This is a genomic window from Roseomonas sp. KE2513 (assembly GCF_016107305.1).
Lineage (GTDB): Bacteria > Pseudomonadota > Alphaproteobacteria > Acetobacterales > Acetobacteraceae > Roseomonas.
Map to the genome: position 1 here is coordinate 199,942 of NZ_RCVR01000006.1, position 25,328 is coordinate 225,269.

At 72.8% G+C, this 25,328-nt stretch carries 23 protein-coding genes; 12 read left to right on the forward strand and 11 right to left on the reverse strand.

What is annotated here, in order from left to right:
- Positions 1–53 precede the first annotated feature (53 nt).
- From lptF to rsmA, 5 genes are all read left to right on the forward strand, one after another.
- Entirely contained in the window at positions 54–1,262 is a 1,209-nt protein-coding gene (gene lptF, locus D9599_RS08705; protein ID WP_198380829.1) for an LPS export ABC transporter permease LptF, read from the forward strand.
- Complete coding sequence (gene lptG / locus D9599_RS08710) at positions 1,259–2,368, forward strand: LPS export ABC transporter permease LptG (RefSeq protein WP_198380830.1); 1,110 nt, start codon at positions 1,259–1,261, stop codon at positions 2,366–2,368. The genes lptF and lptG overlap by 4 nt, the downstream gene beginning before the upstream one ends.
- Positions 2,365–4,827, forward strand: coding sequence for an LPS-assembly protein LptD (locus tag D9599_RS08715; RefSeq protein ID WP_198380831.1), 2,463 nt, complete (start codon positions 2,365–2,367; stop codon positions 4,825–4,827). Before lptG ends, D9599_RS08715 begins: the two co-directional genes overlap by 4 nt.
- 67 nt (positions 4,828–4,894) lie before the next feature.
- On the forward strand, positions 4,895–6,289 hold the full coding sequence (locus D9599_RS08720) for a peptidylprolyl isomerase (RefSeq protein ID WP_198380832.1): 1,395 nt from the start codon (positions 4,895–4,897) through the stop codon (positions 6,287–6,289).
- Positions 6,282–7,121 (forward strand): 16S rRNA (adenine(1518)-N(6)/adenine(1519)-N(6))-dimethyltransferase RsmA, encoded by an 840-nt coding sequence (gene rsmA, locus D9599_RS08725; RefSeq protein WP_309228581.1) that lies wholly within the window; start codon positions 6,282–6,284, stop codon positions 7,119–7,121. Before D9599_RS08720 ends, rsmA begins: the two co-directional genes overlap by 8 nt.
- A 285-nt stretch (positions 7,122–7,406) precedes the next feature.
- On the opposite strand, the gene glpD is transcribed toward rsmA, so the two are convergent.
- Genes glpD through D9599_RS08760 form a run of 7 tightly spaced genes read right to left on the reverse strand, consistent with a single transcriptional unit; the run spans position 7,407 to position 14,107 of the window.
- Positions 7,407–8,903, reverse strand: a complete 1,497-nt coding sequence (glpD, locus tag D9599_RS08730; RefSeq protein ID WP_198380833.1) for a glycerol-3-phosphate dehydrogenase — start codon at positions 8,901–8,903, stop codon at positions 7,407–7,409.
- Complete coding sequence (phnE, locus tag D9599_RS08735) at positions 8,903–9,724, reverse strand: phosphonate ABC transporter, permease protein PhnE (protein ID WP_198380834.1); 822 nt, start codon at positions 9,722–9,724, stop codon at positions 8,903–8,905. The genes glpD and phnE (D9599_RS08735) overlap by 1 nt, the downstream gene beginning before the upstream one ends.
- Positions 9,721–10,515, reverse strand: a complete 795-nt coding sequence (gene phnE, locus D9599_RS08740) for a phosphonate ABC transporter, permease protein PhnE (RefSeq protein WP_309228582.1) — start codon at positions 10,513–10,515, stop codon at positions 9,721–9,723. The genes phnE (D9599_RS08735) and phnE (D9599_RS08740) overlap by 4 nt, the downstream gene beginning before the upstream one ends.
- Positions 10,512–11,279 (reverse strand): phosphonate ABC transporter ATP-binding protein, encoded by a 768-nt coding sequence (phnC, locus tag D9599_RS08745; protein ID WP_198380835.1) that lies wholly within the window; start codon positions 11,277–11,279, stop codon positions 10,512–10,514. The genes phnE (D9599_RS08740) and phnC overlap by 4 nt, the downstream gene beginning before the upstream one ends.
- Positions 11,276–12,382, reverse strand: coding sequence for a phosphate/phosphite/phosphonate ABC transporter substrate-binding protein (phnD, locus tag D9599_RS08750; protein WP_198380836.1), 1,107 nt, complete (start codon positions 12,380–12,382; stop codon positions 11,276–11,278). Before phnD (D9599_RS08750) ends, phnC begins: the two co-directional genes overlap by 4 nt.
- Positions 12,379–13,206 carry an HAD-IIB family hydrolase gene (locus tag D9599_RS08755; protein WP_198380837.1) on the reverse strand — a complete coding sequence of 276 codons (828 nt, stop codon included), beginning with the start codon at positions 13,204–13,206 and terminating at the stop codon, positions 12,379–12,381. Before D9599_RS08755 ends, phnD (D9599_RS08750) begins: the two co-directional genes overlap by 4 nt.
- A gap of 46 nt (positions 13,207–13,252) precedes the next feature.
- Positions 13,253–14,107 (reverse strand): DeoR/GlpR family DNA-binding transcription regulator, encoded by an 855-nt coding sequence (locus D9599_RS08760; RefSeq protein WP_232480279.1) that lies wholly within the window; start codon positions 14,105–14,107, stop codon positions 13,253–13,255.
- 71 nt (positions 14,108–14,178) lie between these two features.
- Here D9599_RS08760 and phnD (D9599_RS08765) point away from each other — a divergent pair, with 71 nt between their 5' ends.
- Both phnD (D9599_RS08765) and D9599_RS08770 read left to right on the forward strand, forming a co-directional pair.
- A complete protein-coding gene (phnD, locus tag D9599_RS08765; RefSeq protein WP_198380838.1) occupies positions 14,179–15,153 on the forward strand; it encodes a phosphate/phosphite/phosphonate ABC transporter substrate-binding protein in 975 nt (324 codons plus the stop codon).
- Positions 15,154–15,227: 74 nt separating this feature from the next.
- Entirely contained in the window at positions 15,228–16,691 is a 1,464-nt protein-coding gene (locus D9599_RS08770; protein WP_198380839.1) for an MDR family MFS transporter, read from the forward strand.
- 264 nt (positions 16,692–16,955) lie between these two features.
- Here the strand turns inward: D9599_RS08770 and D9599_RS08775 are convergent, their stop codons facing one another.
- Together D9599_RS08775 and D9599_RS08780 are read right to left on the reverse strand one after the other, a co-directional pair.
- Positions 16,956–17,510, reverse strand: a complete 555-nt coding sequence (locus D9599_RS08775; protein ID WP_309228583.1) for a nucleotidyltransferase family protein — start codon at positions 17,508–17,510, stop codon at positions 16,956–16,958.
- Between the two features lies 1 nt (position 17,511).
- Entirely contained in the window at positions 17,512–18,555 is a 1,044-nt protein-coding gene (locus D9599_RS08780) for an ABC transporter substrate-binding protein (RefSeq protein ID WP_198380841.1), read from the reverse strand.
- On the opposite strand from D9599_RS08780, the gene D9599_RS08785 reads away from it, so the two are divergent.
- A complete protein-coding gene (locus D9599_RS08785; RefSeq protein ID WP_198380842.1) occupies positions 18,554–19,147 on the forward strand; it encodes a chalcone isomerase family protein in 594 nt (197 codons plus the stop codon). The two genes, D9599_RS08780 and D9599_RS08785, sit on opposite strands and share 2 nt — an antisense overlap.
- 48 nt (positions 19,148–19,195) lie before the next feature.
- Here D9599_RS08785 and D9599_RS08790 read toward each other — a convergent pair whose 3' ends face one another.
- Together D9599_RS08790 and D9599_RS08795 are read right to left on the reverse strand one after the other, a co-directional pair.
- Positions 19,196–19,912: an FkbM family methyltransferase gene (locus D9599_RS08790; RefSeq protein WP_198380843.1), complete on the reverse strand. Its 717-nt coding sequence runs from the start codon at positions 19,910–19,912 to the stop codon at positions 19,196–19,198.
- The gene (locus D9599_RS08795) at positions 19,909–20,931 is read right to left on the reverse strand and encodes an enoyl-CoA hydratase/isomerase family protein (RefSeq protein WP_198380844.1); all 1,023 of its coding nucleotides are present in this window, start codon (positions 20,929–20,931) and stop codon (positions 19,909–19,911) included. Before D9599_RS08795 ends, D9599_RS08790 begins: the two co-directional genes overlap by 4 nt.
- A 143-nt stretch (positions 20,932–21,074) precedes the next feature.
- Between D9599_RS08795 and D9599_RS08800 the strand changes: the two genes are divergently transcribed.
- The 4 genes from D9599_RS08800 (at position 21,075) to D9599_RS08815 (ending at position 25,263) form a co-directional block, all read left to right on the forward strand.
- On the forward strand, positions 21,075–22,265 hold the full coding sequence (locus D9599_RS08800) for an ABC transporter ATP-binding protein (protein ID WP_198380845.1): 1,191 nt from the start codon (positions 21,075–21,077) through the stop codon (positions 22,263–22,265).
- Positions 22,266–22,383: 118 nt separating this feature from the next.
- Positions 22,384–23,433 (forward strand): ABC transporter substrate-binding protein, encoded by a 1,050-nt coding sequence (locus D9599_RS08805; RefSeq protein WP_309228584.1) that lies wholly within the window; start codon positions 22,384–22,386, stop codon positions 23,431–23,433.
- Between the two features lie 31 nt (positions 23,434–23,464).
- Positions 23,465–24,577, forward strand: coding sequence for an ABC transporter permease subunit (locus D9599_RS08810; RefSeq protein ID WP_198380846.1), 1,113 nt, complete (start codon positions 23,465–23,467; stop codon positions 24,575–24,577).
- A complete protein-coding gene (locus D9599_RS08815) occupies positions 24,574–25,263 on the forward strand; it encodes a hypothetical protein (RefSeq protein ID WP_198380847.1) in 690 nt (229 codons plus the stop codon). The genes D9599_RS08810 and D9599_RS08815 overlap by 4 nt, the downstream gene beginning before the upstream one ends.
- Positions 25,264–25,328 lie beyond the last annotated feature (65 nt).

Genomic DNA, 25,328 nt, shown 5'->3' on the forward strand with positions numbered 1-25,328 from the left:
TCCAGAACGCGGCCTTTGCCCGCATCCACTGGCAGGGGTAGGTTCATCCCCGCATGAGCCGGGTAACCCGTTATATTTCGCGACAGATCGCCGTCAGCCTTCTGGCGGTGACGATCGGCCTTGCCGCGCTCATCTGGCTCACCCAGTCGCTGCGCTTCATCGAGCTGGTGCTCGACCGCGGCCTCTCCTTCGCGGTCTTCCTCGAGCTGACCGGGCTGCTGCTTCCCTCCTTCTTCGCGGTGATCCTGCCGATCACGACCTTCATCGTGACCCTCTTCGCCTATGTCCGCCTCTCGACCGACCGCGAGCTGGTGGTGATGCGCGCGGCGGGCCTCTCGGACTGGCAACTCGCCCGGCCGGCGCTGATCGTGGCTACCCTGTCCACCGCCGTGTGCCTCGTGCTGCAGACATGGCTCGTGCCGGTCTCCCATGCCGCCTTCCGCGAGTGGCAGTTCGAGATCCGCAACCAGATGGCCGCGATCCTCCTCCAGGAGGGGGTGTTCAGCTCCGTCAGCAACGACCTGACCGTCTATGCCCGCCTCCGGGAGAACGACGGCACGCTGCGCGGCATCCTCATCCACGACATGCGCGAGCCCGGCTCCCCCGTGACCATCCTGGCGGAACGCGGCGTGATTTTGCCCGGGGCGAACGGCCCGCGCGTGATCCTGCTCAACGGCCAGCGCCAGCAGATGGAGATGGTGGTGCCGCCGCGCTCGCCGCCGGGCACGCCGCCCGTGCCGCAGCTCTCGGTCCTCACTTTCGGCGAGAACAGCGTGGACCTCGCCCGCTCCGGCCGCGCCGAAGATGCCCGCAACCGGGACTCGCGCGAGCGCTTCGTGGGCGAGCTGCTCAATCCCGCCCCCGAGGAGGGGCTGCTGGAGCGCGACATCCGCAAGTTCCGGGCGGAGGGCCACGGGCGCCTCGCCTCGCCGCTCACCGCCTTCTCCTTCGCCATGGTCGGGTTGGCCGCGGCGCTCTCCACCGGCTTCCGCCGGCACGGCGGCGGCATGTCCGCCATGATGGCCATCGCGGCCGTCATCACCCTGCTGGCCCTCGGGCTTGCCGTCGGCAACCTCGCGGCGCGGGACAACCGCTTCATCCCACTCATCTGGGTGCATGCCATCGGGCCGGCCATCCTCTCGGCCTGGGTGCTCTCGGGCGCGCCGGGCTGGCCGCGCCGTGCGCCGCCCGTGCCGGCCGAGATGTCGCCGCCGGTCGCGGCCCGGCGCGCCGGCCTCCCGCAAGGGGCGGCGGCGGAGTGACCTTTCCCTTCACCTTCGGGCTCTACGTGGCGCGCCGCTTCGCCGCGATGTGCCTCATCATGCTGGCCGCCCTCACCGGGCTCGTCGTGCTGTTCGACTTCATCGAACTGCTGCGCCGGGCCGCGACGCGCGAGGCCGGCTTCGGGATCGTCGCCACGATCGCGGGGCTGCGCATCCCCTTCGTCGCGCTGCAGGTGCTGCCCTTCGCCATCCTGCTGGGAGGCATCCTCGCGTTCTGGCGCCTCGCCCGCGGGTCGGAGCTGGTCGTGGCGCGCTCGGCGGGCATCTCGGCCTGGGGCTTCCTCCTCGGGCCGGTGGTCGTCGCCACCCTCTACGGCGCGGGCGCGACGGCGGGGCTCTCGCCGCTCTCGGCCGTGATGCTGGCCCGGGCCGAGCGGCTCGACGCGGCGGTGCTCCGCAACAGCGGCGGCACGACGGCCATCGCGGGCGGCCGCCTCTGGCTGCGCCAGGCGGACCGCGAGCTGGACCCGCAGGGCGTGGCCATCCTTTCCGGCCGCGCCGTGAACCGCCGCGACGGCCGCTTCGGGCTGGAGGAGGTGTCGCTCTGGCGCATCTCCTCGGCCGACCGCTTCCTCGCGCGCGTGGAGGCACCGAGCGCCAGCCTCTCGGGCGGCGCCTGGGTGCTCGACAACGCCGTCGCCTTCGGGCCGGATCGCAAGGCCAATCCCGCCAGCACCTTCCGCCTGCCGACCGAGCTGACGCCCGACCGGATCGAGGACAGCTTCGCGAGCCCGGACACGCTCTCCTTCTGGACATTGCCGGACTTCATCGAGGTGCTGGAGGAATCCGGCTTCTCGGCGGTGCGGCACCGGCTGCAGTTCCATTCCCTGCTCGCCCTGCCCATGCTGGCCGTCGCCATGGCGCTCCTCTCGGCCGCCTTCTCGATGCGCGAGGCCCGTAAGGGCGGCGTGGCGCAGATGCTGGGTGCGGGGGTGGCCGCCGGCTTCGTGCTCTTTCTCATTGACCGCGTGACGGGCGAGTTCGGCGAAACGGGCGCTCTGCCCGTGGTGCTGGCCGCCTGGGCGCCCGCCGCTGCCGGCCTGATGTGTGCCGTCGCGCTCCTGCTGCACCTGGAGGACGGATGAACGACGCGGCTCCAAGGAAGCGCCCTGGCGCGCCGCCTGTTCCCCGCAATCTTCCCCGGCGCGCGCGGCTCCTCGGCGGCGCAGCCGCCCTTGCGCTGCTCGCTCAGCCCTGGGCCACTCGCCCCGTGGCCGCGCAACCGCTCCGGCAGAGTGATTTCGGCAATACCGGTATCGTGCTGCCGGGGACCGCGGGTGCGGGCGGCGTGCCGCAGGTGACCGCGCCGCCGCCGGGCGCCGCTCCGCCGGCCGCGGGGCTGAGCATCCTGCGCGCGGGCGGCACCCCGGTGGACCGCGACGCGCCCGTCACCTTCACCGCCAACGAGGTGGAGTACGACCAGAACGAGAACCGCGTGACCGCGAGCGGCGCGGTGGAGGCCTGGCAGGGCGAGCGCATCCTGCGCGCCGATCGCTTCACCTACGACCGCGACACGGGCATCGCGACCGCCGAGGGCAATGTCCAGCTGCTGGAGCCGGACGGGCAGGTGATCTTCGCCGAGCGTGCGGTGCTGCAGGGCGGCATGCGCGACACGGTGGTGGAGGGGCTCCGCGGCCTGCTCGCGCAGAACGGCCGCCTGGCCGCGAACGGCGCGCGCCGCCGCACGACCGAGAGCGGGGCGGTGGTCTCGGACCTCTCGCGCGTCGTCTACTCCTCCTGCGACCTCTGCGCGGAGAACCCGGAGGCGCCGCCGCTCTGGCAGCTCCGCTCCCGCTTGGCCACGCAGGACGGCGAGGACAAGCGCATCCGCTTCCGCGACGCGACGGTGGAGTTCGACGGGATCCCGTCCTTCTACACCCCCTATCTGTCGATGCCCGATCCGAGCACGCCGCGCGCCTCGGGCTTCCTCAGCCCCTCCTTCGGGCAGACGCGCTACCTCGGCGCCTTCACGGAGATCCCCTATTACTGGGCGATCGACGAGCAGAGCGACCTGACCGTCACGCCAATCATCGCGACCCAGGCGCCGCCGAGCGCCTTCGCCAACTACCGCGGGCGCTACAACTTCGGCACCATGACGATCCTCGGCTCCGTCGGCCAGCTGACGGGCAAGGAATCGAGCCGCGAGAAGGGACTGGGCGGCCACGTCTTTGCCCGCGGCCTCTTCACCATCGACGAGAACTGGCAGGCCGGCTTCAACATCAACCGGGCGACCAGCGAGACCTACCTGCGCGCCTATCGCCAGCCCGGCACCGGCGTGCTGAGCAGCACGATCTACGCGGATGGCTTCTGGGGCTACAACGCCTATGCCCGCATCAGCACGCTCTCCTTCCAAAGCCTGCGGACGCAGGACGTCACGGCGCGCATCCCCTTCGTGCTGCCCAACCTCTACTACGAGAAGGTGTTCAACCGCGACGAACTCGGCGGCACGCTGACGGCCGACGCCTCGGCCATCAACGTCTACCGCGACCTCGGCGCCAAGACCCGGCGGGCCGGCACGCGGCTGAGCTACGAGCTGCCGCGCTACGACAGCCTCGGCGGCCAGTGGACCTTCCGCAGCCAGGCCGACCTCGTCGGCTACAACGCCGAGAACGTGGACGTCCCGGCCGCCGCGCTCCTGCGCGGCTCGAACGAGGGCGGCCAGGAGGTCAACACGGTCCGCGCCAACATCCGGGCCGCGGTGGACTGGCGCCTGCCGCTGGTGCGCTCCGCCGGAGCATACGGCCAGCAGCTCATCGAGCCGCGCGTGCAGGTCGTGACCGGGCCGAGCACCGGGCGGCAGTCGAACATCCCGAACGAGGACAGCCTCGACTTCGAGTTCACCGACGCAAACCTTTTCGCCCTCAATCGGTTCACCGGCCGCGACCGGCTGGAGGGCGGCACGCGGGTGGATGCCGCGATGCGCGGGGCCTGGTACTTCCCCAGCGGTGGCTCCGTCGAAGGCCTGGTCGGCCGCTCCTTCCGGGCCTCGGACGAGCGGGTATTCGAGGCCCGCTCCGGCCTCGAGAAGCGCGCCTCGGACTGGGTGGCGCGCGCCACCATCGCGCCGACCAGCTGGCTTGACCTCACCGCGCGCACGCGCCTCGACGGCGAGACGCTCGATCGGCGCATGATCGACGCCTCCGCCGGCTTCGGCCTCGCACCCATCGGCCTGAACACCTCGCGCCTCACCTTCGGCTACCTCTACGAGCTTCCCTCGCCGCTGCGGACCGAGGTGCAACAGACCAGCCCGGGCGTCTACGCCTCCGCCCCCCGCTTCATCCGCGAGGTCTATGCCGGGGCCAGCACCCGCATCGCCGACCGCTGGCGGGCCTCGGCCTTCACCCGCTACGACCTCGAGTTCAACCGGGCGGTTTCCTATGGCGCCACCGCCGCCTACGAGGATGAGTGCTTCATCTTCGAGGGACGTTTCTACCGCTCGCTGGCGGAGAACCCGGTGACCGCCCGGCCCTATCCGAGCGGCACAACCCTTATCCTGAGAGTCTCGCTCAAGACCGTCGGCGAGTTCGCCGGGCGCGCGCTGTAGCGACGGGCGGACCGCGGCGCGTAAGGGATCGCTTCAAACCGTGGCCCGCATGGGCTAGAGACCCCGGATGCGACGTTCCCCCCGTCTCCGCCCGGTCCTGCCCGGCCCTCTCCGCGGCCCCTCCGGCCGCCGGAAGAGCCCTCTGAGCGGGCTCGCGCTCGGCGCCCTCCTCTCGCTCGTGCCCGTGCTGGCCGGCGGCGCCCTGGCCCAGCCGGCCGCGCGCCAGCCTCAGCCGAGGGCTGCGCACGGGGGCGCGGCACCGGCACCCAGTGGCAACCGCATCCTTGCGGTCGTCAACGGCGACGTGGTGACGGAATCCGACGTCCAGTCGCGCGCGAAGCTCTTCGCCCTCAACATCGGCCTCCAGCCCGGCGCCGAGCTGCTCTCGCGGCTGCGCCCGCAGATCATGCGCCAGTTGATCGAGGAGCGCTTGCGCCTGCAGGAGATCCAGCGCCGCCGCATCCCCGTGAGCGATGACGAGGTGGCGGAGTCGATCGGCGACATCGAGAGGCGCAACGGCCTCCCGCCCGGCGGCCTCCGCGCCCAGCTTCGCGCGGCGGGCGTTGAGCCGCGCGTGCTCTATGACCAGCTCCGCGCCCAGATCGGCTGGTCGCGCTTCATCCGCGCCCTCCTCGGCCCGAATGCCGAGCCCTCGGAGCAGGCGATCAAGGAGGCCGTGGCGGCGCAGGAGGCGAGGGCCGGGCAGCCGGAATACCTTCTCTCGGAGATCTTCGTGCCGGTGGAGGACCCTTCCTCCGCCGCCGAGACCCGGCGTTTCGTGGATGACGTGATCGGCCGCCTGCGCCAGGGCCTGCCCTTTCCCATCGCCGCCACCCAGTTCAGCCAGAGCCAGACGGCCCTCCAGGGCGGCGACCTCGGCTGGGTGAGCGCGGAGAGCCTCGACCCCAGCGTCGCCTCTGTCGTGCAGCGCATGCCGCCCGGAGCGATCTCCAACGCCATCGAGGTGCCCGGCGGCTTCCAGGTCGTGGCCATGCGGCAGAAGCGTGAGACGGGCCGCGAGAACGCGACGATGATCACGCTGCGCCAGGCCTTCCTGCCCTTCACTTCCGCGCTCGACCCGCAGAACCCGACGGAGCAGCAGAAGGCGCAGCTCGCCCGCGCCCAGGCCATCCGCGGCGGCTGTGACGGGGTGGAGGCCGCGGCCCGCGCCGCCAATTCCCCCCGCCCCGCCGATCCCGGCGGCGCCGTGCGGCTGGAGACGCTGAACCCGCCGCCGCTGCGTCAGCTTGTCGCTAGCCTTACCCCCGGCCGCCCGAGCCAGCCCATCGTGACGCCGGACGGCATCCTCGTGATCGCCGTCTGCTCCCGCGAGACGCGCAACCTCGCCCTCTTCACGCCGGAGCAGGCCAAGCAGCAGATCCTGCGCGACCGCGCGGAGAACCTCTCCCGCCAGCAGATCCGCGACCTTCGCCGCCGCGCGACGATCGAGATGCGTGACTGATCTTCCGATCCCTCTTCCTGGCCTCGCCGAGACCGTCGCGCGGCACGGGCTGGCCGCGCGCAAGTCGCTCGGCCAGCACTTCCTGCTCGACCAGGCGCTCTGCGCCCGCATCGCGCGCCTGCCCGGGGATCTCGCCGGGCGGCAGGTGCTGGAGGTCGGCCCCGGCCCCGGTGGGCTGACGCGCGCGCTGCTCGCCGCCGGCGCCGACCACGTACACGCCGTCGAACTGGATTCCCGCGCGGTCGCCGCGCTCGCCGAGCTGTCCGCCGCCTATCCCGGCCGGCTGACCGTCATCGAGGCGGATGCGCTGCGGATCGACCCGGTGGCGATGATGCCGGCACCGCGCCGGATCGTGGCCAACCTGCCCTACAATGTCGGCTCGCCGCTGCTGATCGGATGGCTGGCCCGGGCCGGCGAGTTCGAGAGCATGACCCTCATGTTCCAGCAGGAGGTCGCCGAGCGCATCGTGGCCGCGCCGGACAGCGAGGGCTATGGCCGGCTGGCCGTTGCCGCCCAGTGGCGCTGCGCGGCGCACATGGTGCTGCGCCTGCCGCCCGGCGCTTTCTCCCCGCCGCCAAAGGTCTGGTCGGCGGTGGTGCACCTCGTGCCTCATGCCGTGCAGCCGGAAGCGCCCCTGGCGCGTGCGATGGAGCGCGTGACGGCCGCCGCCTTTGGCCAGCGGCGAAAGATGCTTCGGGGGTCGCTGAAGTCGCTGGGGAAGGCGGAAGAACTTCTGGCCGATGCCGGGATCGAGCCGACGCGGCGGGCGGAGACGCTGAGCGTGGCGGAGTTCGAGACGCTGGCGCGGGGACTGCTGGCGCGGGAGGGATAGGGCCGGCCCCGGAGAGGGCGCTGCCCTCTCCGGACCTCACCCGCCAAGGGCCTGAGGCCCTTGGATCCCCACCTGGCTTCGCGGATGCGGTAATTGGGGCCGGTTCTCTCTCGGCGCTCTTTCTTTGCGGCTGGTGCGCCTCGGGTCCACGACCCGAGGCGCACCAGCCGCAAAGCATCCCCAGCTTGAAGAAAAAGATGATGGTGAGGGGTCTGGGGAGAGGAAGAATTCTTTCTTCCTCTCCCCAGAGTCATCAGCGGCGGCCGCGCAGAGCGGAAGCCCCCGCTACGCCGCCACCGTCTCGAACCGCGCCGCGAAGGCCTCGCGCTCCGCATGCGTCATGTGCAGCCCGCGCTTCGTGCGCCGCCACAGCACGTCTTCCGGTGCGACCACCCATTCGCGGGCGCGCATCCACTCGAGTTCCCGCGCGGTGATGCCACCGCCGAGGTCGCCGCCCATGGCCTCGATGGAGGTGGCGCCGTCGATCACCCGTTCGAGCTCGCCGCCATGGGTGCGGATCAGGCGGTCGAGCAGGTCGCGGGGCAGCCAGGGATGGCTGGCGGCCATGCTCTCGGTGAAGGTCGCGCGCGACATGCCGCCGAGGTTGCCGCCAGGAAGGGCGGCGCGCCCGGTCCAGTCGGCGCCCTCGCGGCCGAGGGCGCGGCCGATCTGGCGGGCGGCGTCCTCCGCAAGGCGGCGGTAGGTGGTGATCTTGCCGCCGAGCACGGAGAGCAGCGGCGCGCCCTGCGTGTCCATTGCCAGCGTGTAGTCGCGCGTGACGGAGGAGGGATTGTCCGAGCCGTCGTCGTGCAGCGGGCGCACGCCGGAGTAGGTCCAGGCGATGCTGTCGGGCGAGACGGGGGTACGAAACTGGCGGGAGACGGCCTCGCAGAGATAGGCCGCCTCCTCCGGCGTGCAGGTCGGCTTGCCCTGCGCGGGGTCGTGCGGCACGTCGGTGGTGCCGATGAGGGAGTATTCGCCCTCGTAGGGAATGACGAAGACCACGCGGCGGTCGTCGTTCTGCAGGATGTAGGCCTGTTCGCCCCTGTAGAGCGCGGGCACGACGATGTGGCTGCCGCGCACGAGCCGCACGCGGCCGGCGAGCGCCGTGCCGGTCGCGTCCTGCGCGCCCATCACCCAGGGGCCGGCGGCGTTCGCGATGGCGCGGGCGCGGACGACGCGCTCCTGCCCGTCCGCGCCACGGATGGTGGCGATCCAGGTGTCGGCGGTGCGCTTGGCGCTGAGGAACTCCGTGCGCGGCAGGATGGTGGCGCCGCGATCGGCGGCGTCGCGCGCGTTGAGGAGAACGAGGCGGCTGTCCTCCACCCAGCAATCGGAATAGGCGAAGCCGCGGGAGAATTGCGGCTGCTTCAGCGGCTCGCCCTGCGGCAGGCCGTCGAGGGCCAGCGCCTCGCTCCCCGGCAGCGACTTGCGGCTGGCCAGATGGTCGTAGAGGAAGAGGCCCGCGCGGATCATCCAGCGCGGCCGCATCTCCGGCCGGTGCGGCAGCACGAAGCGCATGGGCCAGACGATGTGCGGCGCGATGCCCAGCAGCACCTCGCGCTCCGCGAGCGCCTCGCGCACGAGGCGGAACTCGTAGGTCTCGAGGTAGCGGATGCCGCCGTGGATGAGCTTGGAGGAGGAGGAGGAGGTCGCCTCGGCGATGTCGCCGCGCTCCACCAGCATGACGGAGAAGCCGCGCCCGACCATGTCGCGCGCGATGCCGCTGCCGTTGACGCCGCCGCCGATGACGAGGAGGTCCACGCTTTCAGGAATAGCCATCAGAGAAGCCTTGCCCGCACGCGGGTCACAACGATTTCCGCGATCAGCACAACGGCGAGGATCGCGAGGAGGATGGTCGCCACCTGGTCCCACTGGAAGAAGTTGATCGCGTCCTCCAGCACCACGCCGATGCCGCCGGCGCCCACCAGGCCCAGCACGGCGCTTTCGCGCACGTTGATGTCCCAGCGGAAGAGGGCGACGCCCCAGAAGGCCGGGCGGATCTGCGGCCAGACGGCCTTGAGCATCTCCGCGCCCCAGGGAGCGCCGGCCGCGCGCAGGGCTTCCCGCGGGCCAGGGTTCATCTCCTCCAACGCCTCGGCCAGCAGCTTGCCGACGAAGCCGATGGAGCGAAAGGCGATGGCGAAGACGCCCGCCGCCGCGCCCGGGCCGAAGACGGCCACGAAGATCAGCGCCCAGACGAGGGAGTTGACCGAGCGCGACGCCACCAGCCCCACCTGCGCGAGCGCGTTCAGCGCCGGCACGCGGCAGATGTTGCGCGCGGCGAGCAGCGCCAGCGGGATCGCCATGACGAAGCCGAAGACGGTGCCAAGCGTGGCGATATGCAGCGTCTCGATCAGCGCGGCGTGGACCGTGCGCGGGTAGTAGGCGAGGTCGGGCGGCCACATCCGCACCAGCAGGTCCGCCATCTGCTCCGGCGCGTCCGCCAGGAACTCCGGGATGATGTCGATCGTCCGCACCGCCCAGACGACGGAGGCGACGACGGCGAGAAGCATCGCCCAGCGCACCAGCCGCTCGGCCGGCGTGTGACGGATCCACTCGCGCCGGAGCGGGGCCAGGGTATCTCCGGTGGTGGCGCTCATCTCATCGCTGCCCGGATTCGGCCCGATACCAGCTCGGCGAGCAGGATGAGGGCGATGATGGAGATCAGGATGGCCGAGACGAAGTCGTAGTCGAAGCGCTTGAAGGCCGCGAAGAGCGTGCCGCCGATGCCGCCCGCGCCGACCACGCCCACCAGGGTCGAATTCCGAAGGTTGCTGTCGAGCTGGTAGAGCCCGAAGCCGACGAAGCGCGAGGCCACCTGCGGCAGCACGCCGAGGAGCAGCACCGCCATGCCGGAGGCGCCGGTGGAGCGCACGGCCTCCACCTGCTTCATGGAGATCTCCTCCACGGCCTCGGCGAAGAGCTTCGACACGAAGCCGATCGAAGCCACCGTCAGCGCCGCGACTCCTGCCAGCGCGCCGAAGCCGAGCGCCTTCACGAAGAGGATGGCCACGATCACGTAGTGCAGGCTGCGGCAGACCGCGATGAAGCCGCGCACCGGCCCCGACACCCACCAGGGCGCCAGGTTGCGCGCCGCCATCAGCCCGAGCGGGAGCGACAGGACGATACCGCAGACGGTCGCCAGCACCACGATTTGGATGCTCTCGACCATCCCCTCCAGCAGCAGCTCCCAGCGCTCGAAGTTCGGCGGGAACATGCGCGCCAGGAATCGCCCGCCCTCGCCGAGTCCGGTGACGAAGCGGCCGAGGCCGAGGTCGAGCTGCGTCGAGGCGTAGATCAGATAGGCGAGCAGCAGCGCGCCGAGGATCCGCATCGTCCAGTCGGGCGCAAAGGGCGCGCGGCGCGGGGAGGGGAGGGCGGTGTCGCTCACAGCCAGTCCTCGCCGCCGTAGATCCGGCGGAGGTGGTCGTCCTGCAGCGCCTCGGGCGGGCCGTCAAAGATGATGGCGCCCTCATGCATGCCGACGATGCGGCGCGCGTAGCGCTTGGCCAGCGCCACGTTGTGGATGTTGATGATGACCGGCACGCCCTCGGCCGCGGCGAGCTTTGTCAGCATCTCCAGCACCTCGACGGAGGTGCGGGGATCGAGCGAGGAGGTGGGTTCGTCGGCCAGCAGCAGGTCGGGGCGCTGCATGAGGGCGCGGGCGATGCCCACGCGCTGCCGCTGCCCGCCCGAGAGCGCGTCGGCCCGCCGTGTCGCGTGCTCCGGCAGGCCCACGGCGTCGAGTAGCGCGAAGGCGCGGGCGACGTCCTCCTCCGGGTACTTCCGGAGCCAGGCGCGCCAGAGCGGCACGTAGCCGAGCCGCCCGCAGAGCACGTTCTCCATGACGGAGAGGCGCTCCACGAGGTTGTACTCCTGGAACACCATGCCGATCCGCCGCCGGGCGAGCCGCAAGGCCCGCCCGCGCAGCTTCGCGACGTCGATGGCGCCCCCGGCACCCGTCAACCGGATCTCGCCCCTGGTGGGCTCGACCAGCCGGTTGATGCAGCGGAGCAGCGTGGACTTGCCCGTGCCGGAGGGGCCGATGATGGCCGTGATCCCCTCCGCCCCGATCGACAGGTCCAGGTTCCGCAGCACCGGCTTGCCGGGCACGTACTCCTTTGTGAGTCCGCGGATGTCGAGGGCGGCGCTCACGGCCGGGGAGCGGCCTGCGGGGTGGCGTGCGGCGCCGCTTCCTGGGTCTGCGGCGCGCTGCGGGCGGCGTTGCGCCGGGCCTCGGCCTCCAGTTCCTTGCGGCTCTCCTCGTCGAAGGCGGCGCGGCTGTAGGGGGCGTTCACCGCATCGGCCACGGCGCGCACGGGCGCCCATTGCTCGGCATAGGTGGCGGGCCAGAAGCGGTCATTGCCGCCGAGGTCGCGCACCATGGCCTCCGGGAAGCGGTATTCCAGGAAGCACTGGCGGATCTTGTCCTGCAGCTCGGGCCGCAGGTCGTGCGCCATGGCGAAGGAGGAGGTGGGGAAGGGGTCGCTCTGCCAGATGACGCGGAAGTTCTCGCCCTTCACCTGCCCGCGCGAGACCATGCGCGAATAGACGTCCGACGCCACCGGCGCCGCGTCGTAGTCGCCGGCGTTCACGCCCATCACGCTGCGGTCGTGCCCGCCGGAGTAGAGCACGCGGTAGTCGGCGTCCGGGTTCAGGCCGAGGCCCGGAAAGAAGGCGCGCGGCGCGAGGTTGCCGGAATTGGAGGTGGCGGAGGTATGCGCCACCCGCTTGCCCTTGAGATCGGCCAGCGTGCGGAAGGGGCTGTCGGCGCGGACCAGCATCAGCACGCGGTAGCTCTCGAACCCATCCGGCCCGCCCTTGACGGCGAAGGGCACGGCGCCCGCGAGGTTCACGGCGAAGGCGGTGGGACCGGTGGAGAAGCCCGCGATGTGCAGCCGGCCTGAGCGCATGGCCTCCACCTGCGCCGCGTTGCTCGTCACCTGGAAATAGACGGTGCGCTTGCCCGTGCAGCGCGTCAGGTGGTCGATCAGCGGCCGGAACTGGCTCGCGTAGAGGGCGGGATCCTCCACCGGCGTATAGGCGAAGACAAGGGTGGAGGGGTCGCGCTGGCGCGCGGCCGCCGGCGTGTCCGCGACCATGTCGCGGTTCTCGTCGCAATAGCCCTCGTCCAGCGTGCCGCGGAAGCAGCCGGCCTGGCCGGAGGTGGGAGCAGGCGCCGGGGCCTGCGCCATGGCGGGGAGCGCCATCAGGGCGAGCAGCCCCGCGGGCAGGGTGGCGAGAAAGGTTCTTCTCATGCGGCGTTTTCCTCCGTTGTCGTGTTGCGCGCGGCGAGCAGCCCTTCCGCGAATTCCGCGAAGCCGCGCCCGCCCGGGGCGCGCGTCACATAGGCGGGGGGCGCTGCGATACTGTCGAGATGTGGGATGACGTTGGCAACGCCGACGGAGAACGGCACCGCGGCGAAGAGCGGCGCGTCGTTCGGGCTGTCGCCGAGGAAGGCCACCCTCCCGATCACCGAGGCGAGCGGCGCGAGGCGGGTGGCGAAGAGGTTCTCGATGCCCGAGCGCTTGTCCCAGTCCCCGAACCAGGCGTTCACGTGGATGGAGGAGACCTTGGCCTGCGCACCCCCTGCCTCGAAGACGGCGGCGATGCGGTGCGCGTCCTCCAGCGGCAGCGGGCCGGCATCCTCGGCGAAGTCCACGGCGGCGTCGAAGAGGCGGAAGGGCTGGTCGGCGGAGAGGGCGCTGCCGGGAACCGCCGCCATGGCCCGATCGGCCAGCGCCATCAGTCGGCCCCGGTTCGCCAGCCGCGCCGCCTCGTCCTGCGCCTGCCAGCGGAGCATCCGGCGCGCGGCGCGGTCCTCGGCGTACCAGAGGGCGCCGTTCTCCCCGACCACGGCCGCGACCGGCCATTGCCGCGCGATGGCGTCGCACCAGCCGGCCGGGCGGCCCGTCACCGGGATCACCGCGATCCCGGCGGCGGAGAGCGCCTCCATGGCCGAATAGGCAAGGGCAGGCAGGCGCCCCTCCTCGGTCAGCGTGTCGTCAATATCGGTGAGCACGTAGCGCAGCGCCGCCAGCCGGTGCGGCGGAGCCTCGCTCAAGGGCAGCGGCGCGGGCATCGTCCCTCCTGTTGATGTGGAGGATGTCACTCAATGATGTGGAGGGTCAAACATCTTTCGCGACATGCACCACGACTCCAGCCCGGGCGAGGGCGGTGGCCAGGGGCGGGGGAGGGGGCGCGTCCGTCACCAGGTCGGTCAGCACCGAGAGATCGGCCACGCGCTCGATGTAGCCGCGCCCGAACTTGCCGGAATCGAGCAGCAGCACCCGGCGGGGCGCGCGCTCCAGCATGGCGCGCTTGACCCAGGCGGCGCGGCTCTCGGCATCCGTCGGGCCCTCGGCCACGAGGCCGGAGGCGCCGATGAGAGCGATATCCGCGCTGAAGCGGCGGAGGAAGGCGTCGGTCTCGTGCCCGTAGAGGGCGCGCTCGGCCGCCAGGAACTCGCCGGGCGCCACCAGCACGCGCATGCCCGCGGCCTCCCCGGTGGCGGCGGCCACGGGCAGGCTGTTGGTCAGGACGGTGGCGGCGATCCCTCGCCCTGCGAGCGCCTGGGCGAAGCGGGCGGTGGTGCTGCCCGCATCCACCATCAGCACCGCGCCGGGTTCCACCAGGGCGGCGGCGGCGGCGCCGATCCGCGCGCGCTCCGGCCCTGCCATGGCTTCTCGCGCCAGAAGGTCGGGCTGCACGCCCGCATGGGTGACCGAGGCGCCGCCATAGGTGCGCCGCACCGCGCCCTTCGCCGAGAGCTCCTCCACGTCCCGCCGCACCGTCTCGCCGGAGACGCCGAATCGCGCCGCGAGGGCGCTGATCCGCACCGTGGGGTCCGTGTTGAGCGCCTGGAGAATGGCGGCGTGTCGTGCCTCCTTCCCCGGCGCGCCGTCCTGCCGCCTTGCCATGGCGCCAGGGTGGTCGGCCGGCGCTCCTTGCGCAACCGACTGGGCGCAACCGATGGGGCGCAACCGGCGGGGTCTTGGAGGATGGCGCGCCGGCGTGACACGCTGGTGCCGAGACCGAAGCCCGGAGCCGCCTCATGATCCGCCGCCGCCACCTGGTCGCTGCCGGAAGCCTGCTGCCCTTCCTGCCCGCCGCGCGTGCCCGCGCCCAGGCGGCCCCGGCGATGCCCGCGCCGGGGAAGCGGGCCTGGGCCGCGCAGGTGCCGGGGATCCGCCTGGGCGTCCTCGGCGGCGAATCGGAGAGCGACCGGCTCGGCCGCTACGAGGCCTATCGCAAGCTCTTCGAGGACACCTTCGGCGTTCCCACGCGGATGTTCTTCGCCTCCGACTATTCCGGCGTGCAGCAGGCCTTCGCGGCGAAGACGCTCGAGATCGCCAACATGTCGCCGGCCGCCTATGCCGGCGTCTGGCTGGATACGAATGGCGGGGTGGAGCCGATCCTCGTCACGAAGGAGCCGGACGGCAGCACGAGCTACGTCGCGCTGATGTATGCCCGCGCCGATTCCGGCATCACGAAGCTGGAGGACATGCGCGGAAAGTCGATGGCCTGGTCCGATCCCAACTCGGCCTCGGGCTACCTGATCCCCCGCGCCGAGCTGCGGGCGGCCGGCATCAACCCGGAGCCGGGGGGGTTCTTCTCCCGCACGGGCTTCGCGGGCGGGCACGACCAGGCGCTCGTGGCCGTGCTTCAGAAGCAGTACGACGCCGGCGTCTGCTGGTCCTCCGGCCAGGGGGAGGAGAGCCGCGGCTTCTCCCGCGGCGTGCTCACGGCGGCCGTCGAGAAGGGGCTGCTGGACATGAAGGACATCCGCGTCATCTGGCGTTCCCGCCCGATCCAGAACGGCCCGATCGTGGTGCGCTCCGACCTGCCGGCGGCGTTCAAGAAGGACATGGTGGACTTCCACCTCGCCCTGCCCAGCGCCCATCCCGACATCCACAAGGCCGTGGAGCGCGGCAGCGCCGTCGGCTGGGTGCCGACGAAGCACGAGGACTACGCGGTTTTCGTGGACATGCGCCGGGCTGAGGCGGCGGAGCGGCGGCGACGGAACTAGGCGCGCGGCAGCCTCCCCCGAAGGTGACGCGGCGCCCCGTTCCCCCCGCGCCCGAGCAGGTTTAACCCGCGGCCATGCCCAATCCGCCCAAGTTGCGCCGTCCGCTGGTCCTGGCCTCGGTCATGGCCTCGATGTTCATGATCGCGATCGAGGCAACCATCGTCTCCACCGCCATGCCGCAGATCGCGGGGCAGCTCGGCGACCTCCACCTCTACTCCTGGGTTTTCGCCTCCTTCCTGCTGGCGCAGACCGCGACGACGATGGTCTTCGGCAAGCTCGCCGACAGCCATGGGCGGCGGCCGGTGATGCTCTGGGGCATCGGGATCTTCCTTCTCGGTTCCCTCCTCTGCGGCTTCGCCTGGTCCATCCCATCGCTCATTGCCTTCCGGCTCGTGCAGGGCGTGGGCGCAGGGGCGATCCAGCCCGTCTCGCTCACGGTGGTGGGGGACCTCTACTCCATCGAGGAGCGCGGACGGATCCAGGGCTGGCTCGCCAGCGTCTGGGGCATCTCCTCCGTCGCGGGGCCGCTGGTGGGCGGCATCATCATCGGCCGGACGAGCTGGGCCTGGATCTTCTGGATGAACATCCCGATCGGCCTGCTCGCCGCCGCCGGCTTCTGGCGCTTCCTGCACGAAGCGGTGCCGCAGGAAGGCCGCCCGGTGGACGTGGCGGGCGCCCTCCTCCTCACCCTCGCGGTCGCGGGGCTGATGGTGGCGACGAACGATCCCGGCAGCGCCCTCTCCATCGCGTCCCTGCTCGGCGGCATCGCCTGCGCCGCGGCCTTCCTCTGGCAGGAGCGCCGCGCGGCGGACCCGGTGCTGGACATCCGCCTCTGGCTGCGCCGCCCGATCGCCACCTCCAACGCCACCGTCCTGTTCAGCGGCATGGCCATCATCGGCCTGACCACCTTCCTGCCGATGTACGTGCAGGCCGTGCTCGGCCGCTCCGCCCTCGTCGCCGGCTTCACGCTGACGGTGATGGTCTTCGGCTGGCCGCTGGGCGCCACCATCGCGGCCCGCGCCTTCGGCCGCTTCGGGCTGCGCGCCTGCCTGCTGCTCGGCGCCGTGCTGGTGCCGGCGGGGGCGGTGACCTTCGTGCTGCTCGGCCCCGGCTCCTCCCCCTGGTTCGCCGGTGCCGGCTCGCTCGTCATGGGGCTCGGCATGGGCTTCCTCAGCGTCTCCGCCATCGTCATCGTCCAGGAGAGCGTGGGCTGGTCCGAGCGCGGGGCCTCCACGGCCTCGAACGTCTTCTCGCGCAACCTCGGCAGCGCCCTCGGAGCGGCGGTGCTCGGCGGCGTGCTGAACATCGGCCTCGCCCGCCACGGCGGCGACGTGGACTACGACGACATCCGCCGGCTGCTCGAGCACGGAGGTGCCACCACCACCATCGACGGCACCGTGCGGGCGGCCTTGGAAGGATCGCTCCACCTGACCTTCTGGGCGGTGCTGGCCACGGCGGTGATCACGCTGCTTCTCGCCCTGCTCGTGCCACAGGTGGCGCCCCGCGCGCGCGTGACGGCCGCCGCGCCGGCCGACTGATTGCGCCCTTGGCCCCTGGAGAGGGCCCCACTCTCTCCAGACCTCACCCGCCAAGAGCCTGAGGCCCTTGGATCCCCGTCTGGCTGCGCGGACGCGATGATCCCGGGTAGTTCTGTTCCCTGACGCCCTTCCTGTCCGAGCAGTCGTCTCGGGTCGACGACCCGAGGCGCACCGGCCGTAGAAGTCCCTCAAAGAGATAGAAAAAAGATGAGAGGGGGCTGGGGGAGAGAAATCCTTCTCTCCCCCGGAGGCACGAGCGCCGCATCAGCCCATCCGCAGCAGCGGCCAGCGCTGCCGCCAGCCTTTGCTGGCCAAACGTTCCTCCATGATCGCCCGCTTCTCGCCCATGAAGCGCGGCCCCGGCCGGATCACACCGCCGAGCAGGTCATCCAGCCCGAGCGGCGCCAGCACCGCCACGCCCCTGCCGTCCCAGCGTGCGACGACGGCTGTGGCCGTTTCCGGCCAGTGCCGCAGGGCATCGGCGGTGTTGCGGTAGGGACTGTCGCCGTTGCGGGCGTGCATGCGGGCCTGGTTCGTCACGGACCATGGCACGCCGGGCTCCGCCGCGCGCAGGCGGGCCTCGATGGCGCGGTCCTCCTCGGCGAGGGGCGAGGAGGCGTCGAACCAGACCACGTCCACGTCGCCGGGATTGGGCGCGGGCGGGTGGCCGTGCAGCGCGTCCCAGGCGGCGTCGCGCACGAAGCCGGCGCCGATCCAGCCATCGGGCAGATCCAGCGCGGCCACGGCGCGCAGGAGGCGCATCCGCCAGGGATCGGCGGCCAGGAGGGCTGCCAGCCATGCCTCCGCCGACCTGTCCACCTCAGGCGAGGGGCATCCGCGCCTCCTGAGGAGGAAGGAAGCGGCCGTCATAGACCTCCTCCGGCGCCGGCACGCGGGCGAGGCCGAAGCCGCTGGCGACGGTGCTGATGGTTTCCGCCAGCCGCGCCGGCTCCACGTCCCCGATGCCGCGGGCGCGGGTGGCGGGGGTGAGGATCTGGCGCTGGGCCAGCCAGGTCAGGCGCTCCGTCTCGAGCGCGAGGTCCACGAGCTGGGACTGGGCGGCAATGGTCGAGGCGGTCGTCTTCGGATCGGCGAGCGACTCCCGCCAGGACCGCGTGGCGGCGAGGAGGAAGCGCCGCACCACGTCCGGTTGCTCCCGGATCACTGACTGGCCCGCGAGGATGGAGTTGCCGTAGCTGTCGATCCCGTGGTCGGCGTAGGAGAGGAAGTTCACGTCCTCCAGCCGCGTGCCGTTGGCCTTGATGTTGAAGAAGGTCGTGTAGTCGAAGCCCGTCACGCCCGCGACCTGGCGGGTCAGCAGCATCTGGTCGCGCAGCTGCGCCGTCACCTGCCGGCGCGTCACCTTCGCCTCGTCCACCCCGTTGATCTTGAGGAAGGCCGGGAACATGCGGGAGGCGCCGTCCGACACGCCGTTGCCGATCGCCTTCCCCTCGAGGTCGCGTGGCGTGTTGATCCCCGCGGATTTGAGGCTGATCACCGCCTGGGGAGATCGGTTCTGCAGCACCATCACCGCGCGCGGCGAGTTCTCCGGCTGGCGGGAGGCGAATTCCGTAAGGGTGGAGAGGTCGCCCACCCCGAACTGGTAGGTGCCGCTGGCCACCCGCGTGATGGCATCGCCCGAGCCGTTGGAGGGGTCGATCTGCACGTCCAGCCCGGCCTCGCGGAAGTAGCCGCACGCCTCGGCGTGGTAGAACGGCGCGGTGGACCCATCTACGCCGAAGTTGAGCACGAGGCGGACGCGCGCCCGTTCCTGGGCCCGCAGCACGCGCGGGGCGGAGAGGGCCACGGTCGTGGTGCCGGCGGCAAGACCCGCGAGGGCGCGGCGTGAGAGGATGAGCGGCATGGCGAAGGACGGTCTCCCGGAAGGTGTAACGGAGGGGGCGGTGGGTTCCGCCGTCCGCCGCTTCCAGGCAGGTTCCGTGCCGCGCCGGTCGCTCGCCGCGCTGCCGCTGTTGGCGGCCGGGCCCGCCCTCGCGCAGGAGGCCCCTCAAGAGGTCCAGGTGGCAGGCCGGCGCCTCGTGCTGAACGGCACGGGGGTGCGCCGCTTCCTCCTGATCGAGGTGCTCCGCGGATGGCTCTACCTTGAGCGTCGGAGCAGCGACGCGGAGGTCATCCTCGCCTCGGGCGGCGCGAAGCTGCTTCGGCTGCGCTATTCCGTGCCTGTGCCGAAGAGCAGGCTCGTGGAGGGTTGGGAGGAGGGCTTCCAGGACGGCTGCGGCTGCGAGATGCCGCCCGCCTTCCGCGCCCGCCTGCGCGACCTGCCGTCGGGCCAGGTAGAGGACTGGCTCTTCCTGCCCGACCGTGCGGAGATTGCCTATGCCGGCGAGCCGCCCGTGACCGTCACCGGGCAGCAGGGCCGGATGATGCTGTCGAGCTTCATCGGACCCGGGGCGGGGAGCGCGGGGTTGCGACGCGGGCTGCTCGGCCAGGACTAGGCCGGGTGCTGGCGCCCCTTGTGGCATCCTTGCCGCACCGCGCCGAAGTCAGGAGCCCGGCCGGATCCAGGCCTCGGCGTCGAACACGCGGCCGCGGCGCACCAGCCCGGCGGCGGCCAGTTGTTGCCGGGCGGCGTCGCAGGCCGGCTTGCCGATGAAGGACGGATGGAATTCGACGAGCACGAAGCGCGCTCGGGCGATGCGCGCCGCCTGTGCCGCCATGAACTCCGCCTCTCCGCCCTCGATGTCGATCAGGTAGGCATCGAAGGCCACCCCGTGCCGCGCCTCGACCTCGTCGAGGTTCAGCACCGGGACGGAAAGTGGGGTGCCGCGCGGCCGGTGCGCGCTTCCAGCGACGATGTTGCCGCCTGGCCAGAAGCACCCGCTGCCGCCGGCCATGCCGTGCAGAATGCTGAAGTGTGCCCCGTTGCGGTTCCGGTTGTGCGCCAGCACGGGGAGCAGCGCTGGGTTCGCCTCTACAACGACGTGGCGCGCCGGATCCCGCAGCCGCCGGTTCGCGAGGCAGGAGACGACCCCGAGACAGCCGCCGAGGTCCAGCAGGGTGGCATCCGCCGGCAGGTGGCGCAGCAGCCGCCGCTCCGGCAGCTCGTAGAGGCCGAGGAGGAAGCGCCCGCGGAAGCCGCGCCGGGTCAGCTCCGCCGGGACGGAGAAGCGGAGCCCGCGGCAGCGGTACTCACCGCCCAGCCGGTCGAACAGCCAGCCGCTGGCCTGCTCGAGGCGGCGGAAGGTGGAGAGGGTGATCACCCTCCGAACATCGCGAGCACCGCCGCCGGGTCCACATCGGCGATCGCGGGCGGTGACCAGCGCGGCGTGTTGTCCTTGTCCACCAGCACGGCGCGCACGCCCTCGGCGAAGTCCGGGTGGCGCGTCACGGCGCGGGTGAGGGCGAGTTCCATCGCCAGGCAGGCCGGCAGGTCCATCGTCGCGCCGCGCCGCAGCAGCTCCAGCGTGACAAGGAGCGATGTCGGGGACATCCGGTGCAGCACCTCGAGCTGCGCGCGTGCCCAGTCGGTGCCCTGGGCGGTCAGGACAGCCATGATGGAGGAGAGGTCGCCGGGCGCGAAGGCGAACTCGACCGCGGCCCGCGCCGCCTCCACCGCGCCGGGCGGCACGGCGGCGGCGTGGCGCTCGACGACGCTGGCATCGCCCGAAAGCAGCGCCTCGCGCAGCGCGGGCAGGCGCTCGCGCGGGACGTGGTGCGTGGCCAGCCCCGCTTCCACCGCCTCCGCGCCGCGCAGGCGCGCGCCGGTCAGGGCAAGCCACCGGCCCATGGCGCCGGGCGTGCCGGGCAGGCGCGGCAGCACGTAGGAGGTACCGACATCGGGGAAGAGCGCGATAGCGGTCTCCGGCATCGCCAGCAGGGCGTGCTCGGTCACCACGCGGTGGCTGCCATGGACGGAGACGCCGATGCCCCCACCCATGCAGACTCCGTCGATGAGGCTGATCCAGGGCTTGGGATACTCGGCGATGCGGCGGTTGAGCGTGTATTCCCCGGCGAAGAAGCGCTCCACCGTCCCGGCATCGCCCGCGAGCGCCGCCGCGCGGATGGCGCGCACGTCGCCGCCCGCGCAGAAGGCGCGGCCGCCCGCGCCCTCGAGGATCACGAGATCGACGGCGGGGTCCTCCGCGAAGCGCGCGGCGGCCTCGGCCAGCCGCCCGATCATCTCCCCGTCCAGCGCGTTCAGCGCGCGGGGGCGGTTCATCAGGATGGTGCCGGCCCGGCCCTCCACGCGCGCCACCACGCTCGGCTCTACCCCCTCCATCCCGGACTCTCCGCTGCTGCCCTCTCCCGCCTAGCCGCCGCCCTGCCGGACGGCAAGCGGCCCGGGCCTGCGACCCTGGACCACCGAGACCGGTTGACACCGCCGCCCCACCCCGCGATGGCTGCCCGCGCGGGAGGGCCCCCATGGCGCGGCGAGTGGTGAGCTACGGGACGGAGGGAACGGTGTTCGCCGGCGAGGCCGCGCGCGCCACGCCGCTGCCCGCGACGCCCGCCGTCATGGCGATGCCCGTCCTCTCGCTGGAGGGGGTGCGGCGACCCGCGCGCGGCGATGCCGCCCCTTCTTCCGCCGGAGTGGACCTGGCCTTGGCGCGGGGGGAGATCGTCACGCTGCTCGGCGCTGCCGATGCGGGAGGCGGCGCGCTGATCGAGATCGTCGCCGGCTTCGCACCCGCCGCCGGGGGGCAGGTGATGATGAAGGGGGAACCGGTCACCCGCCTTCCGCCCTGGCAGCGCGACATCGGCCTCGTCTCCTCCCAGCCGGACCTCTTCCCCGACATGACGGTCCTCGCCAACGCCGCCTTCCCGCTGGAGGCGCGCGGCGTCGCGCGCCCGGAGCGGGAGGAGCGCGCCAGCGCCATGCTGGGCCGCTGGGACGTGCCGGCCACGCTCTTTCCCGCCCTGCCGGCCACGCTGCCGCCCGGGCGGCGGCTTCGTGTCGCCCTGGCGCGCGCCCTCGTCCATGAGCCCGCCCTTCTGCTGCTCGACGATCCGCTGAGCGCGGTGGACGGCGAGGAGCGGGCGGCGCTCGCGGCCGATCTGCTGCGGCTGCGGGACGAGCTGAGCCTGACCGTGCTGCACGCCACCGGCGACTCCGCCCTCGCCCTCTCCCTCTCGGACCGCGTGGCGGTGATGGAGGGCGGGCGCGTGCGGCAGGCGGGCACGCCGCGCGAGCTGTACGAGGCCCCCATCGACCCGGGGGTGGCCGCCCTGACCGGCCCCTGCAACCGCCTGCCCGGCCGCGTCCTCTCGCTGGAGAGCGGGGGCTGCCTCGTCCGCCTCGACTGCGGCTTGCAAGGCGTCGGCACGCCCGTGCGCGGGGCGGCGGCCCCGGTGGCGGGTGGCCGCTGCACCCTCGTGATCCGGCCCGAGCGCGTGGCCGTGGCCCCGGTGCCGCCCGAGGAGATGGGCGGAGACGCCGTCGCCGCCCGGCTGCTGGAGACGCGCTTCGCCGGCGACCACCTCCGCCTGCGGCTGCTGATCGGGGAGGGGGGCGAGCTGGTCTGCCACCGCCCGCTCGGCCTGCCCCTGCCTGAGCCGGGCGAGGAGGCCTCCATCGCCTGGGACCTGGCGGCGGCGCGCGTCTACGCGGCCTGAGGCCAGAGCGCGGCGACACCGCGCGCCAAAACCGCGCAATGGAATCGCCAGGACGGGTGCCGCGCCCCGCGGTTAGGTTCTATGCTGCGCTGCAGATCCGATCGGGCCAAAGGACGCCATGATGCGCCCCATCACGCGCAGGCTGCTCGTGTCCGCCCCTCCTCTCCTCCCGGCGATGCTCGCCGCCGGGCGCGCGCGCGCGCAGGCGCGGGACCTCACCGTCGTCTCCTGGGGCGGCGCCTACCAGGATGCGCAGCGGGAGGTGATGTTCCGCCCCTTCCAGCGCGCGACGGGCCAGCGCCTGCTCGAGGAGACCTGGGACGGTGGCATGGAGGTACTGCGCGACCGTCAGGCAACCGCGCGCTGGGACCTCGTGCAGGTGGAGGGCGACGAGCTGGAGCTCGGCTGCGAGGAGGGGCTGCTGGAGCCGATCCGCCCGGAGCAGGTGGGTGGCGCCGAGCGCTACATCCCCGGCACGCTCAGCCGCTGCGGCGTGGGTACCATCCTCTACGGCTTCGTTCTCGCCTATCGCCGCAGTGACCTCGTGCCCGAGGGCTGGGCGGATTTCTTCGACACCGGCCGCTTCCCCGGCCCTCGCGCCATGCGCCGGGGTGCGAAGACGACGCTCGAGATCGCCCTTCTCTCGGATGGCGTGGCGCCGGCGGCCGTCTACCCGGCCCTGGCCACGGCCACGGGGGTGGACCGCGCCTTCCGCCGGCTGGGGACGATCCGCCCCGTGCTGCGCTGGTGGGACCAGGGCAGCGAGCCGCCGCGGCTGCTCGCGGCCGGGGAGGCGGCAATGGCGGTCTCCTACAACGGCCGCATCGACGTCGCGAACCGCGACGACGCGGCGGATCTCGGCACCGTCTGGGCGGGGCAGCTCATCGCGCAGGACAGCTGGGCGATCATGCGCGGCAGCCCGAACCGGGAGCGGGCGCTCGCCTTCCTCCGCTTCGTGGGCGACCCCGCGATCCAGGCCGGGCTGCCGCCACGCATCCCCTACGGCGTCACCGCCCGCGGGGCGGAGGACGGGCTGCCCGACGACGTGCTGGCCAACCTGCCCACCGCGCCCGACAATACCCGCGACGCGCTCCGGATCGACGACGCCTTCTGGCGCCTCCACCTCGACCGGCTGGAGCGCCGCTTCCAGGCCTGGCTCGCGGCCTGACGCGCCAACTTCCTCGGAAAGCGAGATCCCCTTGAAGCGTGACCCCTTCACCGCGGCCATGCTGGCCATGCCCCTCGTGCTGCTCGTCCTCCTGGGCGCGGTGGTGCCGCTCGGCGCCCTCCTGACGCAATCGGTCATCGAGACGGAGGTGAGGCCGGCCCTGCCGCGCACCGCCGCCGCGCTGCGCCACTGGGACGGCGCGGGCCTGCCCGATGACGGGGCCTTCGAGGCCCTTGCCGTCGATCTCGCCGCGCTCCGCGCCGCCGGCGCGCCGGGCGCTGCCCTGATGGCCCGTGCCACCGCCCGCCTCTCGGCCGACCTGCCGGGGATGAACGAGGTCCTCTCCAGCACCGCCACCCGAACTGCGGAGACGCGCGCCGTCCGCGCCGTCTCGGTCCTCGTCGCCGATCCCGCCTGGAGCGAGCCGGAGAGCTGGGCCGTGCTGCGGCAGGCGGGAGGCGACGCCTCGGGCTTCTACCTCCTCGCCGCCCTCGGCCTGCGCCGCACGGCATCGGGCGGTTTCGAGGGCAGCCCCCACAGCCCCGAGGCCCGCGCGGCGCTTGCCGGCGGCATCGGCGCGGCGGCGCTGGCGACGATCGGCTGCCTCGTCCTCGCCTGGCCGCTCGCGCGCTGGATCGCCGAGGCGCCGCCCGCCCGGGCCGCGCTGCTCGCCGCCGCCACGGCCCTCCCCTTTCTGGCCGGGGAGGGAGCGCGGGCTATGGGCTGGTCCAGCATCGCCGCGGGGCCGCTCGCCTTCCTCGTCGCCCTCGTGCTTGGGCTGCTGCCGCTGATGGCGCTGCCGATCGCGATCTCCCTTCGCCACGCGGGAACGCGGCTGCCGCGCGCTGCGGCGGCGCTCGGGGCGCGGCCCTGGCTGGTGTTCCGCCGCGTTCACCTGCCGCTTGCCCGGCGCGGGGTGGTGGCGGGCTGCGCCCTTGTCTTCACTCAGGCGCTCGGCGTGCTGGCCCTGCCGTCCGCCCTGCTGGGGAAGGGCGGGCTCGCCGCCACCAACCTCGCCGCCGCCGCGCGGGCGGGGCACTGGGCGGAGGCCGGGGCGCTGGCCACTTGGCTCCTCCTCCCGGCGCTCCTGGCGGCGATGCTGACGGCCGCGCTCCTCCGCCCGCGCCGGGGAGCACCGGCATGAGCCGGGTCTTCGGCGCGGCAGTGCTGGCGGCGGCGCTCGCCCCGCTCCTTCTCCTGCTCCTCGTCGGCGAGGCCTGGGGCGGGCCGGCTTCTCCCCTGGGCGCGTTGCTGGTCGGCATCGCCGCCTCGCTGGCCGCCACGGCCCTGGGCGGCGCCGCCGGCCTCGGCCTGCGCTCGCGCTTCTCCGGCCGGGGCGCGGCCCTGGCGCTGATCGCCCTGCCGCCGCTCCTCCCGCCCGTGCTGGCCGGGGCGGCGCTGCGGCTTGTGGCGGGGGAGACGGGGCTCGCGCTTCCGGCCGCCGCGCTCTGGCACGCGCTGATCGCGGCGCCCCTCGTTGCCGCCGTCGTCATCGGCACGCTGGACCGGATCGACCCTGCGCTGCTTCGTGCCGCCTGGGCCTGCGGCGCGCCGCCGGACCTCGTTGTCCGGACGGTCGAGCGGCCCCGCTTCCGCGCCGCCCTCGCCACGGGCGCCGCGCTGTCCTTCGCCCTCTCGCTCGGCGAGAGCACGGTCGCCGCCCTGCTCGACACCGGCGCGCCCGCCGTTGCGGCGCCGGCGCTCGCGCTGCTGCCGGTCGTCGCGCTGCTGGGCGTTGCCCTCCTTTCGCGTCCGCGGAGTGGAACGGAAGGGGATGAGGGCTCGGGCACGCTTGGCAACCGCGCGGATGACGGCGGCTTAATCGCGTAGGCGCGACGCCGCGCCTCCATCAGGGAACCCGCGCCGTGATCTCGACCCCTCGCCGTGCCGTCCTG

Coding starts and splice junctions, on each gene's coding strand:
- lptF (WP_198380829.1), top strand. CDS start 54: ATGAGCCGGGTAACCCGTTATATTTCGCGACAGATCGCCGTCAGCCTT.
- D9599_RS08715 (WP_198380831.1), top strand. CDS start 2,365: ATGAACGACGCGGCTCCAAGGAAGCGCCCTGGCGCGCCGCCTGTTCCC.
- D9599_RS08720 (WP_198380832.1), top strand. CDS start 4,895: ATGCGACGTTCCCCCCGTCTCCGCCCGGTCCTGCCCGGCCCTCTCCGC.
- glpD (WP_198380833.1), bottom strand. CDS start 8,903: ATGGCTATTCCTGAAAGCGTGGACCTCCTCGTCATCGGCGGCGGCGTC.
- phnE (WP_198380834.1), bottom strand. CDS start 9,724: ATGAGCGCCACCACCGGAGATACCCTGGCCCCGCTCCGGCGCGAGTGG.
- phnD (WP_198380836.1), bottom strand. CDS start 12,382: ATGAGAAGAACCTTTCTCGCCACCCTGCCCGCGGGGCTGCTCGCCCTG.
- D9599_RS08755 (WP_198380837.1), bottom strand. CDS start 13,206: ATGCCCGCGCCGCTGCCCTTGAGCGAGGCTCCGCCGCACCGGCTGGCG.
- phnD (WP_198380838.1), top strand. CDS start 14,179: ATGATCCGCCGCCGCCACCTGGTCGCTGCCGGAAGCCTGCTGCCCTTC.
- D9599_RS08770 (WP_198380839.1), top strand. CDS start 15,228: ATGCCCAATCCGCCCAAGTTGCGCCGTCCGCTGGTCCTGGCCTCGGTC.
- D9599_RS08785 (WP_198380842.1), top strand. CDS start 18,554: ATGGCGAAGGACGGTCTCCCGGAAGGTGTAACGGAGGGGGCGGTGGGT.
- D9599_RS08780 (WP_198380841.1), bottom strand. CDS start 18,555: ATGCCGCTCATCCTCTCACGCCGCGCCCTCGCGGGTCTTGCCGCCGGC.
- D9599_RS08795 (WP_198380844.1), bottom strand. CDS start 20,931: ATGGAGGGGGTAGAGCCGAGCGTGGTGGCGCGCGTGGAGGGCCGGGCC.
- D9599_RS08800 (WP_198380845.1), top strand. CDS start 21,075: ATGGCGCGGCGAGTGGTGAGCTACGGGACGGAGGGAACGGTGTTCGCC.
- D9599_RS08805 (WP_309228584.1), top strand. CDS start 22,384: ATGATGCGCCCCATCACGCGCAGGCTGCTCGTGTCCGCCCCTCCTCTC.
- D9599_RS08815 (WP_198380847.1), top strand. CDS start 24,574: ATGAGCCGGGTCTTCGGCGCGGCAGTGCTGGCGGCGGCGCTCGCCCCG.